General features: G+C 57.7%; 17 protein-coding genes. 7 read left to right on the top strand and 10 right to left on the bottom strand.

All coding sequences use genetic code 11. From position 1 onward, the window contains the following. Position 1: 1 nt before the first annotated feature. From NIT7645_RS13935 to NIT7645_RS13915, 5 genes are read right to left on the bottom strand one after another with little or no spacing between them, the layout of a single operon-like run. On the bottom strand, positions 2-721 hold the full coding sequence (locus NIT7645_RS13935) for a flagellar hook-basal body complex protein (RefSeq protein WP_008558729.1): 720 nt from the start codon (positions 719-721) through the stop codon (positions 2-4). Beyond that, positions 721-993, bottom strand: coding sequence for a flagellar biosynthetic protein FliQ (locus tag NIT7645_RS13930; RefSeq protein WP_008559581.1), 273 nt, complete (start codon positions 991-993; stop codon positions 721-723). The genes NIT7645_RS13935 and NIT7645_RS13930 overlap by 1 nt, the downstream gene beginning before the upstream one ends. A 4-nt stretch (positions 994-997) precedes the next feature. Next, a complete protein-coding gene (gene fliE / locus NIT7645_RS13925; protein WP_050687301.1) occupies positions 998-1,294 on the bottom strand; it encodes a flagellar hook-basal body complex protein FliE in 297 nt (98 codons plus the stop codon). 41 nt (positions 1,295-1,335) lie between these two features. After that, entirely contained in the window at positions 1,336-1,728 is a 393-nt protein-coding gene (gene flgC, locus NIT7645_RS13920; protein WP_008561350.1) for a flagellar basal body rod protein FlgC, read from the bottom strand. 12 nt (positions 1,729-1,740) lie between these two features. Beyond that, positions 1,741-2,130 (bottom strand): FlgB family protein, encoded by a 390-nt coding sequence (locus tag NIT7645_RS13915; protein ID WP_008563127.1) that lies wholly within the window; start codon positions 2,128-2,130, stop codon positions 1,741-1,743. Positions 2,131-2,217: 87 nt separating this feature from the next. Here NIT7645_RS13915 and NIT7645_RS13910 point away from each other — a divergent pair, with 87 nt between their 5' ends. Then, positions 2,218-3,546: a FliI/YscN family ATPase gene (locus NIT7645_RS13910; RefSeq protein WP_037302613.1), complete on the top strand. Its 1,329-nt coding sequence runs from the start codon at positions 2,218-2,220 to the stop codon at positions 3,544-3,546. A gap of 320 nt (positions 3,547-3,866) precedes the next feature. On the opposite strand, the gene flbT is transcribed toward NIT7645_RS13910, so the two are convergent. The 5 genes from flbT to NIT7645_RS13885 all read right to left on the bottom strand — a co-directional run bounded on the left by flbT (position 3,867) and on the right by NIT7645_RS13885 (position 6,394). Beyond that, on the bottom strand, positions 3,867-4,271 hold the full coding sequence (gene flbT, locus NIT7645_RS13905) for a flagellar biosynthesis repressor FlbT (RefSeq protein ID WP_008560440.1): 405 nt from the start codon (positions 4,269-4,271) through the stop codon (positions 3,867-3,869). Between the two features lie 3 nt (positions 4,272-4,274). Beyond that, on the bottom strand, positions 4,275-4,646 hold the full coding sequence (gene flaF, locus NIT7645_RS13900; RefSeq protein WP_008560650.1) for a flagellar biosynthesis regulator FlaF: 372 nt from the start codon (positions 4,644-4,646) through the stop codon (positions 4,275-4,277). Between the two features lie 84 nt (positions 4,647-4,730). After that, positions 4,731-5,543, bottom strand: a complete 813-nt coding sequence (locus NIT7645_RS13895) for a flagellin N-terminal helical domain-containing protein (protein ID WP_008559761.1) — start codon at positions 5,541-5,543, stop codon at positions 4,731-4,733. Between the two features lie 208 nt (positions 5,544-5,751). Continuing rightward, positions 5,752-6,111 carry a flagellar protein FlgN gene (locus tag NIT7645_RS13890; RefSeq protein ID WP_008558845.1) on the bottom strand — a complete coding sequence of 120 codons (360 nt, stop codon included), beginning with the start codon at positions 6,109-6,111 and terminating at the stop codon, positions 5,752-5,754. Continuing rightward, positions 6,104-6,394 carry a rod-binding protein gene (locus NIT7645_RS13885; protein ID WP_008560398.1) on the bottom strand — a complete coding sequence of 97 codons (291 nt, stop codon included), beginning with the start codon at positions 6,392-6,394 and terminating at the stop codon, positions 6,104-6,106. The genes NIT7645_RS13890 and NIT7645_RS13885 overlap by 8 nt, the downstream gene beginning before the upstream one ends. A 126-nt stretch (positions 6,395-6,520) precedes the next feature. On the opposite strand from NIT7645_RS13885, the gene fliK reads away from it, so the two are divergent. The 6 genes from fliK (at position 6,521) to NIT7645_RS13855 (ending at position 14,195) form a co-directional block, all read left to right on the top strand. Then, on the top strand, positions 6,521-8,266 hold the full coding sequence (gene fliK / locus NIT7645_RS13880; RefSeq protein WP_050687299.1) for a flagellar hook-length control protein FliK: 1,746 nt from the start codon (positions 6,521-6,523) through the stop codon (positions 8,264-8,266). 4 nt (positions 8,267-8,270) lie between these two features. Further along, entirely contained in the window at positions 8,271-8,957 is a 687-nt protein-coding gene (locus NIT7645_RS13875) for a flagellar hook capping FlgD N-terminal domain-containing protein (RefSeq protein WP_008559591.1), read from the top strand. 106 nt (positions 8,958-9,063) lie between these two features. Further along, entirely contained in the window at positions 9,064-9,885 is an 822-nt protein-coding gene (locus NIT7645_RS13870; RefSeq protein ID WP_370728739.1) for a phosphotransferase family protein, read from the top strand. A gap of 195 nt (positions 9,886-10,080) precedes the next feature. Next, positions 10,081-11,067 (top strand): glycosyltransferase family 2 protein, encoded by a 987-nt coding sequence (locus NIT7645_RS13865; RefSeq protein WP_050687440.1) that lies wholly within the window; start codon positions 10,081-10,083, stop codon positions 11,065-11,067. Beyond that, complete coding sequence (locus NIT7645_RS13860) at positions 11,064-12,764, top strand: DUF5927 domain-containing protein (protein WP_008562667.1); 1,701 nt, start codon at positions 11,064-11,066, stop codon at positions 12,762-12,764. Before NIT7645_RS13865 ends, NIT7645_RS13860 begins: the two co-directional genes overlap by 4 nt. Before the next feature lie 3 nt (positions 12,765-12,767). After that, positions 12,768-14,195 carry a sulfotransferase family 2 domain-containing protein gene (locus tag NIT7645_RS13855; RefSeq protein WP_008561039.1) on the top strand — a complete coding sequence of 476 codons (1,428 nt, stop codon included), beginning with the start codon at positions 12,768-12,770 and terminating at the stop codon, positions 14,193-14,195. Positions 14,196-14,197: the final 2 nt, after the last annotated feature.

The following is a 14,197-nucleotide window of genomic DNA, read 5'->3' as shown; positions in this document are numbered from 1 at the left end:
CCTAGGTTGTCTTGATCAGTTTCTTGATGGCGTCGCGTACACGCTGGTCTTCGGTTTCCAGGAAACTCTGACCCATTTCATAGGCGCGCTGGATTTCGACCATGCGGGCGACTTCGGAAATGGCGTTGACGTTCGATCCTTCGAGAAAGCCTTGCAGAACGCGGGTTTCAAACGCAGCTTCTACTTCACCATCGACGCGGAACATCACGCCGTCCTCGCGCACCATCTGGTGGGTTTGTTCCGGCTTGAAAATGCCGATCTGGCCCAATGCCCGCCCATCCACGCTGAGCGTGCCGTCTGCGCCAAATTTCACCGATTTGGCATCACCAGGAACAAACATCGGCGCGCGGCCTGCGTCGAGAACCCGGTACCCATCCATGGTCACCAGATCGCCGGCGGCATTGGTGGAAAAGGTGCCTGATCGGGTCAGACGTTCGCCCATTGGGGTTTCGACCATGAAATAGCCGTCGCCTTCCAGTGCCAGATCCAGATCACCACCGGTCTGGGTCAGCTGACCCTGCGCCAGAGAGGTGTTGCGGATGTTGGCGCGCGCCATCGACAGGGATTCCTGGCCGGGAGCAGATTGAATGAACTCCGAAAAGATCAGCCCTTCGGAACGGTAGCCAGTGGTGGCGGCGTTTGCGATGTTGTTTGCAACAACCCGCATTTCGCGCATCAGACCCGACTGGCGGGACAAAGTGGTGTAACCGGTGACACCCATCACAGACCTCCTGCGATCAACGGCACGATGTGCCCTTCAAAGAATGCGACCAAGGACTGCGTCATGAAGCCCATGGTCATCCAGAAAACGATAACGATTGCTGTAACTTTGGGGACAAAGGTCAGTGTCATTTCCTGCACCGAGGTCAGCGCCTGGAACAGGCCGATAGCCAGACCAACAACCAGCGCCACCAACAGGATCGGTGTGGACATGATCACAGAGGTCCACAGAGCCTGGCGTAGCGTGTCGTAGAAAATCCCCTCGCTCAGCATGGCGTTACACCGGCATCCGCAGGATTTCCTGATAGGCTTCGACAACCTTGTTGCGGACGGTCACCGCTGTTTCGACAGCCAGTTCAGTCTGCGCCAGCGCCTGGACCAGCGCGTGCGGGTCGCCATTTCCGGTCATCGCGGTGACAGAGGTCTGTTCGCTTTGCTGCAGAGTGTTGTTGAACTCTTCAAAGCTGGCTTTGATCCGCGCCGTGGGGCTGGTTGCCGTGTGTTCCGAGTCGATTTTTGTGGCCGGGCGGGCGGCGGCATAGCCGGAGGTGGCGGAAAGACTGCGAATATCCATTCTGGATCTCCAGTAATAAAGTGGGGTTGGTCGAATTCAGGTTAGCGGCGCAAGAGATCCATCAGCGAAGAGGACATCTGGCGCCCCTGCTCGAACATCTTGAGGTTGGCTTCGTAGCTGCGCTGCGCCTCGCGGGCGTCAGCGATTTCGATCATCAGATCGACATTTGATCCTTTGTAGTGGCCGCTGTCATCTGCCAGCGGGTGGGACGGATCGTAGACCTGCTCCAGGTCAGAGCGGTCCAGACGCACAGGTCCGACAGAGACTTTTTCGACATCAGCTGACAGGTCGCGCACCGCCTCAAACGGGACAGTCTTGCGGCGATAGCCGGGGGTGTCGGCGTTGGAGATATTCTCAGACACGTGACGCAGGCGGGTCGATTGGGCCTGCAGTGCACTGGCAGAGATAGAAAGTGATTTGGCAAATTCGCTCATGGTCTACCCTCCTCAGTTCTTGCCAAGGCTGGCGCGCAGGACTTTCATCGACGATTTGTAGATCGCCAATGCGCGGTCGTGCTGACGCTTGACCTCGACCCCTTTCAGGATTTCGGCTTCTAGAGAAACGGAATTGTCGTTGGGGTCGCCGCCGCCGCGCTGTTCAGTCACGGCCCAGTTCATGTCTGCACCGCTGCCACCGTTCAGATGGTTGGCACGGCTGGCAATCATGTCGCCGGGCCGAGCACGCTGTTCGTAGACTTCTTTAAAGGGCTTGATGTCCTTGGCGTTGTAGCCGGGGGTATCCGCATTGGCGATGTTCTGTGCAACCAATGCCTGGCGCTTACCCGCATGGGTCGCCATGGAATACGCAATTTTAAAGACGTTCAGTTCTTTGAACACCGGGGCTTCTCCCTCGATCAATTTCAATCAAGGCTTAACCCCGATTCCTTTAGAAATTGTTTTCAGGAACAGTTGGAGACGCAGAACATGATCTCAGCCATCAATGCCTTGACCCAAGATTTGGCGAACAAGCGCCTGTCCGCTGCGGTGGGCCGTGTAACCGAAATTTCTGGGGGTGCTATTGCAGTATCAGGGCTGGACGGTCAGGCACGGATCGGCGATCGCTTGGTCCTGCGGCGCGGAGGTAAAGATCCGCTGCAAGGCGAGGTGATGCGAATTTCTGGAAGAGAAATCAGTATGTTGCCGGATACTGCCCCTGATCGGGTTGCCGTAGGTGATCCGGTTTTGTTGCATCCGACACCGGAATTTGCGCCTGCCGACAGCTGGATTGGCCGCGTCATTGATCCTTTTGGTGCGCCGCTTGACGGGCGCCCGATGATGCGCGGAGAAACCGCACGTGACCTGATGGCGGCGCCCCCAAAAGCTGCAGAGCGTCGGCCGATGGGAGAGCGACTCGCGACTGGGCTCGCGGTTTTCAATACGATTCTCCCCATCGTGAAAGGCCAGCGTGTTGGTCTTTTTGCGGGATCTGGCGTTGGGAAATCCACGCTTTTGGCGACTTTGGCCCAAAATATGGAAGCAGATGTCGTGGTTATGGCGCTGATCGGGGAGCGGGGACGCGAGGTCAACCACTTCGTCAATGAGGTTCTTGGTCCTGACGGGATGAAACGCGCGGTTGTTGTGGCCGCGACCTCCGACCAGTCGGCATTGGTGCGGCGCCGCTGTGCCTGGTCGGCGATGGCCGTCGCCGAGCATTTCCGTGACCAGGGCAAAAACGTTCTGTTCCTCGCAGACTCCGTCACGCGTTTTGCCGAAGCCCACCGCGAGATTGCGGTTGCTTCCGGCGAGGCACCTGCTTTGCGGGGCTATCCACCCTCGGTGACCCCGCTGATCACCGGGCTTTGCGAGCGTGCAGGGCCAGGCAGCGACGGTCAGGGGGATATCACGGCCGTCTTCAGCGTTCTGGTTGCCGGCTCGGACATGGATGAGCCAATCGCCGACATCCTGCGTGGCGTTCTGGATGGTCATATCGTTCTCAACCGTGAAATCGCAGAGCGCGGCCGGTTTCCGGCTGTTGATGTGTCTCGATCGGTGTCGCGCAGTCTGCCTGCAGCGGCCACCGAAGAGGAAAATGCCGCCATTCTGGATGTGCGGAAATATCTTGGCGCGTACGAGCAGTCAGAAGTGATGATCCGCGCCGGTCTGTATTCGGAGGGCAATGACGTAACGCTTGATCAGGCAGTGAAGCTCTGGCCGGAGCTGGATTCATTCTTCGGGAAATCCGATCCAGACGGTATCAAAAGCAGCTTCAACAGGTTGATGTTGATGGTCCGCCGGGCGGGTGCCCTGCGTTGATAGATCGATGACGCCAGAATCATTCAGAAAGATAAGGCGCCTGACCGGGCGCCTTTCTTTTTGTCTGCTGCTGAATGCAAGAAATAGCACGAAAAACAGGCAACCATTCTGCTACCCTGGCAGGAACCGACAATCGGAGCGCCCCCAACAAAAAAAGACGCCGCACCTTTGAGGCGCGGCGTATTCTTGCAAGGCAGAGACTGCATTTCTTATTTTTGCCGACTGGGGCTGTCTTGGTGTTGGACAAGGTCCACTTGTCGGCGATCAGAGATTTCTTGGTCAATGCAGCCGAATGGTTCGGCTGCCATAGTGCCCAAAAATCAGGAAGGACGTACCGCCAGAAGACGGTCTTCGCGCGGCAGAAGTGCACGCAGAGCCTTGAGGCACCGGTAATGATTGTCCGACAAGACAGCATCCGTTGCTTCGGCAAGCGAGGCCCGGCTGTCAGGATCGGTAAAGACCTGGCTCAGCTCTTCGATGCGGCGGAGCATCTGCAGGCGGTCATCTTCGCCATTCACATCGCCGGACAGAACCAGCTGGGCCGCATAGCACACGCGGCGCACCGGTGTGTTGGCTTCTTCGGGATGGATCGCGTCACGCAGACGCAGAATGTTGGCATCGGGGGTCACAATGGACAACCGGCTGCGACGATCACCGTTTTCGATCACCGCTCCGTTGACCAGGACCCGCTCTTTTGGGGCAAGTTTCAGAACCAATCCGCTCATATCTTACGACGCTCCGCTGCGAAGGCCACGCATGATGGCCGTATTGATTTCCACCAGCATCCGGACATCCGCCTTGCGGGCCATGACTTTGCTGGTGTGTTGATTTGTAAATTCCCTAAGGTAGAGCAGCTGAGACTTGAGATCTTCGGGGAGAGGGTTCTCCGGATTGGCGACTTCGTCCGCGAAAATAGACCAGAGTTTTCGGTTATCTTTCAGGGCTTCCACCAGTTCCTTGAAACCAGGCCGACCTTTTTGGGCGGCGGCAACCATGCGGCGGGTGATGCGCGCGATGACTTCATATTCAAGGTTTTTGGCAGTTCGTGTCGGGGCCTTTGCCGCCGAATAGGCGCTCTTCGCCTTTAGAAGGGCATTCACGTGTTATCCTAACATGTAATCTACAGATTCTCTGCGATATGGGATCTGGGGCGCGCGAATGACGCGCCCCAGATCAAGCTGCCCTTAACGGAACAGCGACATCAGGGTCTGCGGTGCCTGGTTTGCAATCGACAGAGACTGTACTGCCAGCTGCTGCTGGGTCTGAAGCGCCTTCAGTCGAGCAGACGATTCTTCCATGTTGGTGTCGGTCATGGTGCTGACGCCCATTTTCAGGGAGTCGTTCAGCTTCGACACGAACTTGCTCTGGTCGCTCAGGCGGTTGGAGTCCGCACCCAGCTGAGCGGAAGCGTCAATCGCATTGCCCAGCATGGTTTCGATCTCAGTCAGCGCAGTAGACGCGGTCGCAACGTCGGTAATCGCGGTGATACCGGAGGTGTCGAGATTCGAGGCCGAGTTGATCGATGTTACGGTGATGGTGTCCGCGGACGGATCCAGACCGCCAAGAACGGTCAGCTGAGTTGTGGTTGCCGCATCCAGAAGGTTGGCACCGTTGAATTCAGCAGAGTCGATGATGGATTCGATCTGTGCCGCTTTCTTGGCGAGGCTGTCCTGGATTTTGGCGTGATCCACGTTTTCCGAGTTTGCGGAAATCGCCAGCTGTTTCATCTCGGTCAGAGTTTCAACGATCTGTTCGGCACCGGACAGAGCAACAGCAACAGTTGCCTCACCCACGCCCAGGGATTCCTGAACCGAGTTATAACCGGCAATATCGGAGTCCATGGTTTTGGAGATCGCCCAAACAGCAGCGTTGTCCTTTGCAGAACCGATGCGCTTACCGGTGGAGATCTGGCTCTGGGTGTCGTTCAGGTCCATGTTTACAGACTTCAGAGTCTGCAGAGCAACCATTGCGCCGTTGTTAGTCAGAATGCTGGACATAGCATGTATTCCTTTAGTTCGAGGCCTATTTTACCTCTGGTTTTCCCTGCCCCGAAGGGCGCTCTCTGACGTCTTTCTGACCATGCGTTCCGCCATCCGGCTTCCGCGCCACCTCTTTGGAAGGTGCAAAGCGACATTGGCCCAATATGTGCTAAAGGAGTGCTAATGCCGCGAATTCCATTGCTAGAATTTTTCCAAAATTTTCCGATCAGGCGCGTTTTTCCAGAGTAGGTGCGCCACGAGTGGCAAAACGGGTCTTGCGGCCGGCCTGGTCATAGACATCCAGTCCTTTGCGCACGCGACGCAGTTCCGCCATTCGGGCGGCCACGGCACGAATGCCTTCCATTGCACTGTCCAGAAGGGCCTGATTGCGGGTGACTTTGCTTTGAACGCTTTCCAGTGTTTCGCGCTCCAGATCACCGGCCATGTTCAGCGCGGTGATGATCTCTTCTTTCTGAGCGAGAAGCGGCTCCAGTTCATGGAGATCACCTGCAAGCAGCGCGATGCGCTCTTGATCCAGCAGGTCGTCGAGCTGTTCAATCATGTCCTGAGGGGTGCGATCAGTCATTGTCCTGTGCCTTTTTCAATGCGTGATAAAGAGATTCGGCGAGACCGATCCCGCCTGCTTTGGTGATTTGTTCCGCCTGGGCGCGGACAAGAAAGCTGGAGAATTGGTCTTCACCTGCGCCACCACCCATGGTTTCGCTGGTTTCGCCCAATCCGGCAGATTTCAACATTTCCGTAAGAAACGTCGCTTCAAGATCCTGGGCAGCCTTGCGCAGGGGATCCTGGGGTTGCGACTTTATTATGCCTGCGCGCTGAACGCTTGGCATATGAGCAATCTGTTCCATTCTGTACCTCATTCTGAGACGTCGAAATTGCTTCGATTTTTCAGAGTTTGGCCGATGATCGGTTAAAATTGCCGTAACTGATTGGCGCTAAGGTGCCAGACACCGAGATAGAATGTCTGGAAGCCAATGTTTATCAACGCACTTACCGGCCCCCTTTCTGGTGGCGCGCAAGGATCGGAGAAGATCCAGCAAGGCGAATCAGCCAATTCCCGCAAAGGCGCGAGCTTTGATGCGGTCATGGCAGACACAGCAGAAACAAAGACTGGCGAAGCAGCTGAACCGGCTGTCGCTGCAGAGACGACAGAGAATGAAGTCGCTGCAAACACTGACGAATCCAACGAAAATACAGCAAAGGATGCTGCTGTCTCCGATGACGCTCCAGATGAGGGTGTGGATACGGATGCTCCTGACTCGGTCCGTTTGGACGTGCCTCGTGATCAGGCGTCGGACATTGCCGTTGTGACAGGTGATCTGGTTGCAGATGGCGGTGATGAAGGTATCGTGTCGACAGAAAATCCGCAGCCGGTTGCAGATCACGAGGGGGGTGATTCTCCTGTCGTTGCGGATGGGCAGGTCAAGACACCGACGACCGAGACGACTGCAAATGGCGGCTCTACCGAAGCAGGAAAGATGGCGGCTGCTCCGTCCACTCCACCATTGCCGGGTGATATGCGTCATGCGCAAGTGTCTCAGGCAGCCGTAGCGGCGGCTGGGGCGATTGCGGCGGATCCGTCTGCTGTTGCTGCTGCGACGCAGGCTGATCCGGCAGCTGCCACCATTGATGCAAACGAAGTTCATCAGAAAATCGGTCGGATTGTTGACGTTGAGGTTGCCGCCGCACGAGCAAAGACGGCCCCGGCCGAGGCAAATGGCCCTGCCGCTCAGAGTGGGGTTGCACCAGATAAAGCGGATGCGAGCCGGGTTGATCTGGCGACAAAAGGATCTGTCGCAGCGGTGAAAACCGACGAATCAACAGCACAGCAACAGGTTCAGCGAGGGGATGGCGCGGCCATCCACGCGAACCCGCAGACCGGCGCCACTGTCCAGACCTCGGTCATGCGGCAAAATCCGGGGCAAGTGTCCGCCGCGGCGCTTTCCGCCGGGCAGGCAGCTGATTCGGTATCTGCAGCGCGGGATGCCGTCAGCGCATCGAAAGAACGCGCAGAAGCGCGCCTATCCGTTGTGGAGCAGACTTCGTCCTCCACCTCGACAGCGACGCCGACCTATTCCGCAACCTCAGCTCATGGTGTCTATTCGGTCGCCCGTTTTGGTTTGGGGGCTGGCGCGCTGACGGCGGCGATGCCCCAAACGCCTGCGATGCAGATCGAATCACTTACTGCGATTGAACCGCTGGCAGGCCAATCAGGGACCAGCTTGATCGGTATGGAAATGCCAGGGCTGTCTCAGCTTCTGACCGAAGCGACCATGAGCCCGGGCACCATTCACAAGCCGGAAACGCCGCGGCTGATTGCGAATCAGATGGCTGAGGCACTTGCCACCAAGGGAGATCGCAACGTTGACGTGGCGCTAAATCCCAAGGAACTGGGCCATGTGAACATGCGTGTTTCGGTGACGGAGACCGGCGTCAGCGTCATGATCCAGACGGAACGCCCTGAAACCGGTGATCTGATGCGCCGCCATATCAATGAGCTTGCGGATGAGTTCCGCCGCATGGGGTTCGAGGACATTTCGTTCCAGTTCTCTGGCGGTGAAACGGCTGGCCAGGGTGGCCGTGGTGGCGAATCGGGTCAGGGATCCGGGCAGGGCCGTGGCTCTGCTGCGGAAGGCTCTGCCGTGATGGCTGACGCGCCTTCTGAAATGACTGCACCGCCGCTCAACATTGGGGATGCCGGCGTGGATATGAGGATGTAATGAGATGACAACTGTAACGGGCGCCTCTGCAGCGCAACAACAGCAGGCGGCAGCGGCAGCTGCCACACCCAAGAAAGCCACCGGCATCGCGTCGGATTTCGAAACCTTCCTGAAAATGCTGACGGCGCAGGCGCGTTATCAGGACCCTCTGGAACCAATTGATTCGACAGAGTATTCGGCACAGCTGGCGCAGTTCTCAATGGTGGAACAGCAGGTGCAGGGCAATGATCTGTTGACCGCAATGCAGGCCCAGCTGGGTCTGGCCAATATGGCTGCAATGTCAGGTTGGGTCGGAATGGAAACACGATCAACTGCGCCGTCCCATTTTGATGGTGCCAATCCGATCACCGTGTCTCCCAATCCGGCCAAGATCGCCGATACCGTGACCCTCATCGTCAAGAACGACAAGGGAACCGAAGTGCAGCGCATCGCCATGCCGGTTTCTGCCGATCCCTATCAATGGCAAGGGATTGATGATGACGGTCTTCCCTTCCCGCCCGGAAGCTACAGTTTCACCCTGGAAAGCCAGAAAAATGGTGAGGTTGTCCTGAGCGATGCAGCCGAGACCTATACCCGCGTGAAGGAAACCCAGATGCAAGGGAATGAGGTTGCCCTGATCCTCGAAAGCGGCTCGGCTATTCTTGCATCATCCGTGACAGCCCTGCGAGAGCCTGCATCTGCTGGCAGCTGATACCGGGCATAGCGCTGGGCACCGGGCGCGGACGCGTCTATAGGATTGCGTCACAGCAACGGAGCCTGATCTGCGACAGCACCGGTCACATGACGAAGAGCGCTTTCTGGCGCATCTGGCCGAGATAGGCCTGACCAATACGGTTGCCCGTCCCCTTGTCGGGGGGCGGTCAAATCGCGTTTGGCGGTTTGGGACTGTTGTGGTCAAACTCTATGCTCGTGACACCGACAACCCACTCTTTGCAAATGATCCGCAGCGGGAGCGGGCCGCGCTTCAGGCGTTGGGCGGAACCGGGATGGTGCCACATTATCTGTCCGATGGAGCGTTCGACGGGCAACAGTGGCTCGCTTACACCCATATCCCGGGTGAAACCTGGTCACAGAACGCAGGCCATGTCGCTCAGCTGCTTGGACGTTTGCACGACCAACCAGCCATTTTCGGTCTGCCGCAGGGGTGCAATGGCAGCAGGGCGTTGGCCGAACAGACGCATCACATCCTTGGACGTTGCCAAGGGGCTGAGACCTTGTTGTCGGTGGAGCCGAGGGGAGAGGTCGCGCCCTATCTGTCACCCACTTTGATCCACGGAGATCCCGTGCCGGGGAATATTGTGGCCCATGATGGCACGCTGACCCTGATTGACTGGCAATGCCCGCAGATCGGTGACCCGACTGAGGATCTGGCGCTGTTTCTGTCACCTGCCATGCAGCAGGTTTACCGTGGCGCGCCGCTTAGCGCGGCGGAAGAGGCGGCCTTCCTCGACCGCTATCCGGACCCACAACTTGTTGCGCGCTATCTCGCGCTACGCCCGTGGTACCACTGGCGGATGGCGGCCTATTGTCTGTGGCGTGATCAGCGGGACGGACGGACGCCAAGCCGTGCATTTGATCTGGAACTGGCCGCTCTGCGCGCCTGCCCAGAAAGCGGCTGAGGCAACGCAAGAGCAGAGTTGGCAACAACCGCGCCAGTTCCAAATTCATTGTTTCCAAATAGGTTACATGGCATATTGTGCGGAATGTCGCTGGCAGGATGGGGCCGGATGGGCGGCGGCCCGCCATGGTCCCTGTTCACGGGCCCTGTTCAACCGGGAATGGATGCAGTCTTGAGCCTTTGGGAGTCTTATCGGATGCGCCTGCGACGGAAGCGTCGCATCCTACGGGCGTTGCGCAAGTCCCGCGAACTCTCTGCTGTTCAGGACAATACCGCACGGATCAGGCCGGGGGATATTCTGCTGGTTATGACAATGCGGAACGAGAAAATCCGCCTGCCATACTTCCTTGATTATTATCGCAAACTTGGCGTGAATCACTTTCTTGTCGTGGACAACGGATCGGTCGACGGTGCCCGAGACTACCTGGCGGGAATGAGCGATGTGTCGGTGTGGCATACGATGGCAAGCTATCGCCGCGCGGGCTATGGCGTCGACTGGATGAACTATCTCAAACGCCGCTATGCTGACGGGCACTGGGTCCTTGTGGTGGACCCGGATGAGTTGTTCATCTACCCATTCTGCGACAGTCGGCCCCTGCGTGCGCTGACGGATTGGTTGGATAACTCTGGCATCCGCAGTTTTTCTGCCATGTTGATCGATGTCTACCCGAAAGGGCGGTTGGATGCGGTGCCCTACCGTGCGGGTCAGGATCCGCTTGAAATTGCCAACTGGTTCGACAGCGGCAACTACTCGATCAAACGCAATCCGCTTTGTGGCAATCTCTGGATTCAGGGCGGTCCTCGGGCGCGGGTGTTTTTTGCAGACCAGCCCAAAAAGGCACCGGCCTTGAACAAGATCCCGTTGGTGAAATGGGACCGGCGTTATACTTATGTCAGCTCAACCCACGCGCTGCTGCCACGGGGCCTGAACCAGGTTTATGAAATCGACGGTGGGGAGAAGGCGAGTGGTGCGTTGCTGCACACCAAGTTTCTCCACACATTTGGCGAGAAGGCCGAGGAAGAAATGCTGCGAGGCCAGCACTACAACCGGTCGGCAGAGTACAAGGCCTATGCAGAGCTGGGCGAACAGCAGCCGGAACTGTGGTGCAAGTGGAGTGAGAAATACATCAACTGGCGCCAGCTGGAGATCCTGGGCCTGATGTCCAAAGGAAACTGGGCATGAGCACGGTCGGCATTGTCATGCTGGTCCATACCGCGTTGGATCGTGCCGAACAGGTCGCCCGACACTGGGTGGCAGGGGGCTGTCCTGTTGTTCTGCATGTCGACAAGAAGGTGCCGAAGTCGACCTATTCCGCGTTCAAAGCCGCCTTTGCGGGAGAGCCGATGGTGCGCTTTTCGCGGCGGCACCGGTGCGAGTGGGGCACATGGGGTATCGTTGCTGCGTCGCAATCCGCATCAGAAATGATGCTGGCGCAGTATCCGGATGTGCGCCACGTCTATCTGGCGTCTGGTTCTTGTTTGCCGCTGCGGCCCGTGGCTGATCTGGTGGACTATCTGGCCGCGCGACCTCGCACCGATTTCATCGAGAGCGCAACAACAGCCGACGTGCCCTGGATCGTCGGCGGACTGGATGTGGAACGCTTTACTCTGCGGTTTCCCTTTTCCTGGAAAACGCAGCGATTTCTGTTCGATAAATACGTCAACCTTCAACGTCGGCTGGGCATCAAACGCAGGGTTCCGGATGGGCTGGTGCCCCATATGGGCAGCCAATGGTGGTGCCTGACGCGCCAAACCCTGTCTGCGATTCTCGAAGATCCGGAGCGCGAGCGATATGACCGCTATTTTCGCAAGGTCTGGATCCCCGATGAAAGCTACTATCAAACGCTGGTGCGGCTTTACTCCTCGAATATCGAAAGCCGGTCGCTGACACTCTCCAAGTTTGATTTTCAGGGCAAACCGCACAATTTCTATGACGATCACCTGCAACTGCTGCGCAGGTCCGACTGTTTTGTCGCGCGCAAAATCTGGCCACACGCAGAGCGACTGTATTCCACGTTCCTGGGTGACAATCCCGACGCGATGAAGGGGACAGAACCCAACCCGGGAAAGATCGACCGGATTTTTGCCAAAGCGGTTGAGCGGCGCACGCGGGGGCGACCGGGTCTTTATATGCAAAGCCGGATGCCAGCTAACGGCTCCGAAAACGGTGTGACCTGCAACCCCTATTCGATGTTTCAGGGCTTTAGCGAGCTGTTTGAGAACTTTGAAGACTGGCTGACCCAGGCGACTGGCGCCAAGGTGCACGGGCATCTCTTTTCTCCTGACGCTGTCGAATTCGCTGATCGCCAGACGCTCATCAACGGGGCGCTTTGCGATAGCACCAGTCTGCGCGACTACAATCCCAAGGCTTTCCTGACCAACCTGATCTGGAACACCCGAGGAGAGCGACAGTGCTTTCAGTTCGGCCCGCAGGACAATCAGGCCATCAACTGGTTGGTCGCACGTGATCCGAATGCGCAGGTCTCGGTCATTTCCGGGGCTTGGGCGGTGCCTTTGTTTCGCTCGAACAAGAATTTCTCGGAACTCCGCCGCGAGGCTGCGCGCCTGCAACAGATCGAAGCCAAGCACATCGAGGTGCTGCGGTCCCGCCACGTCAAAGCCCGGGTGCGTATCTGGACCATGGCAGAATTTGTTGAATCCCCGATGGAGCCGATCCAGACCATTCTGGATGAGTTCGGCGCACAGACACAGCGGCATCTGAATACGGCGCCAACAATGGTGGACCTAGCGGGGTTCGGCCAGTTTTTGCAGAACCTCAAGAACCAGGGCATGCATCCCTATCTGATGGGCGATTTCCCGGCAGAACAGGGGCCGTTGAATATGCCCAAACCTTCTCGCAAACCCTATTTGGTGCGGTAGTTCATGACCGGAACATTTGATTACTTTGTCGTCTTTGCCGAAATGAGGACCGGCTCCAATTTCCTAGAGGCCAACCTGAACGCGCTTGATGGTGTCACGTGCCACGGCGAGGCGTTCAATCCGCATTTCATCAGTTACCCCAATCGGGACACCACATTGGGCTGGTCGCAGGACCAGCGCGAACGGGATCCACTGGGGTTTCTTGCCCGGTTTCGCGACGCGGAGGATTTTGCCGGTTTCCGCTATTTTCACGACCATGATCCACGGATTCTGGATGCCGTTCTTGATGATCCCCGCTGTGCAAAAATCATTCTTACCCGCAACCCGGCAGAGAGCTATGTCTCGCACAAGATCGCGCGTGCCACGGGGCAGTGGAAGCTGACCAATGTAAAACGGCGCAAGGACGGGATGGCGACGGTTGATGCAGCCGAATTCGCACGTCATGTCGAAGAGTTGCAGGCGTTTCAGGTCCTGCTTTTGAATCGTCTGCAACGGACCGGGCAAACGGGTTTTTACATCGCCTACGAGGATCTGCAGGACGTCGAGATACTGAATGGCCTCGCAACATGGCTTGGCGTTTCAGCTCGGTTGGATGCACTGGATGACAGCCTCAAACCACAAAACCCAGGCAGTTTGGAAAGCAAGGTTGCCAATCCAGCGGAGCTGGAGCGAGCGATGGCGCGGATCGACAGGTTTGACCTGAGCCGCACCCCGAATTTTGAACCCCGTCGCGGGCCCGCGGTGCCGGACTATATCGCCGGGCAGCAGCTGCCACTGCTGTTTCTGCCGATTTCAGGAGGGCCGACGGATCAGGTCAGGGCGTGGATGGCCGCGCAAGAGCCGGACGGTCCTGCCGGGCTGATTTCTGGAATGAACCAAAAGCAGTTGAGGCAATGGAAACGGGGTCACCCCGGATTTCGAAGCCTGACAGTGCTGCGCCACCCGGCGGTGCGGCTGCACCATGTTTTCTGTCACCGTATTCTGCAGACCGGCGAAGGTTGCCTGCGCCAGATCCGGAACCTTCTGCGCAACCAGTTCGCTGTGCCTCTGCCAAAGGAGGATCCGGACAGCAGCTATGGACGTGACCAACACAGGATAGCGTTCGAACGGTTTGTCGAGGTGATCGGCAATAATCTGGCCGGGCAGACCGGGTTTCGCACGGACGCATCCTGGGCGTCGCAGGCGCAGACGCTGGCCGGGTTTGCAACGGTCCAGTCGCCAGACGTTATCCTGCGCGAGGACGAGTTGGCCACGGCTTTGCCGGACCTTGCGCGCTGGGTCGGCCATGATGCTGTTGAGGTTGGCAATAGCAGCGATACGGATCAGCCATACGGGCTTGCCGACATTCACGATACGGAACTGGAAGAGAAAATCGCAGCTGTCTATCAGCGCGACTACCTGCTTTTTGGATTCTCTGAGTGGCGCGGCTGAGC

The organism is Phaeobacter italicus, from assembly GCF_001258055.1.
GTDB classification, from domain to species: Bacteria; Pseudomonadota; Alphaproteobacteria; order Rhodobacterales; family Rhodobacteraceae; genus Phaeobacter; species Phaeobacter italicus.
This window is presented reverse-complemented; position numbering and strand designations above follow the sequence as displayed.

What these genes read in the sequence shown, in the direction of transcription:
- NIT7645_RS13935 (WP_008558729.1), bottom strand. Translation starts at nt 721, where the DNA reads ATGGGTGTCACCGGTTACACCACTTTGTCCCGCCAGTCGGGTCTGATG.
- NIT7645_RS13930 (WP_008559581.1), bottom strand. Translation starts at nt 993, where the DNA reads ATGCTGAGCGAGGGGATTTTCTACGACACGCTACGCCAGGCTCTGTGG.
- fliE (WP_050687301.1), bottom strand. Translation starts at nt 1,294, where the DNA reads ATGGATATTCGCAGTCTTTCCGCCACCTCCGGCTATGCCGCCGCCCGC.
- flgC (WP_008561350.1), bottom strand. Translation starts at nt 1,728, where the DNA reads ATGAGCGAATTTGCCAAATCACTTTCTATCTCTGCCAGTGCACTGCAG.
- NIT7645_RS13910 (WP_037302613.1), top strand. Translation starts at nt 2,218, where the DNA reads ATGATCTCAGCCATCAATGCCTTGACCCAAGATTTGGCGAACAAGCGC.
- flbT (WP_008560440.1), bottom strand. Translation starts at nt 4,271, where the DNA reads ATGAGCGGATTGGTTCTGAAACTTGCCCCAAAAGAGCGGGTCCTGGTC.
- NIT7645_RS13895 (WP_008559761.1), bottom strand. Translation starts at nt 5,543, where the DNA reads ATGTCCAGCATTCTGACTAACAACGGCGCAATGGTTGCTCTGCAGACT.
- NIT7645_RS13890 (WP_008558845.1), bottom strand. Translation starts at nt 6,111, where the DNA reads ATGACTGATCGCACCCCTCAGGACATGATTGAACAGCTCGACGACCTG.
- NIT7645_RS13885 (WP_008560398.1), bottom strand. Translation starts at nt 6,394, where the DNA reads ATGGAACAGATTGCTCATATGCCAAGCGTTCAGCGCGCAGGCATAATA.
- fliK (WP_050687299.1), top strand. Translation starts at nt 6,521, where the DNA reads ATGTTTATCAACGCACTTACCGGCCCCCTTTCTGGTGGCGCGCAAGGA.
- NIT7645_RS13875 (WP_008559591.1), top strand. Translation starts at nt 8,271, where the DNA reads ATGACAACTGTAACGGGCGCCTCTGCAGCGCAACAACAGCAGGCGGCA.
- NIT7645_RS13865 (WP_050687440.1), top strand. Translation starts at nt 10,081, where the DNA reads ATGCGCCTGCGACGGAAGCGTCGCATCCTACGGGCGTTGCGCAAGTCC.
- NIT7645_RS13860 (WP_008562667.1), top strand. Translation starts at nt 11,064, where the DNA reads ATGAGCACGGTCGGCATTGTCATGCTGGTCCATACCGCGTTGGATCGT.
- NIT7645_RS13855 (WP_008561039.1), top strand. Translation starts at nt 12,768, where the DNA reads ATGACCGGAACATTTGATTACTTTGTCGTCTTTGCCGAAATGAGGACC.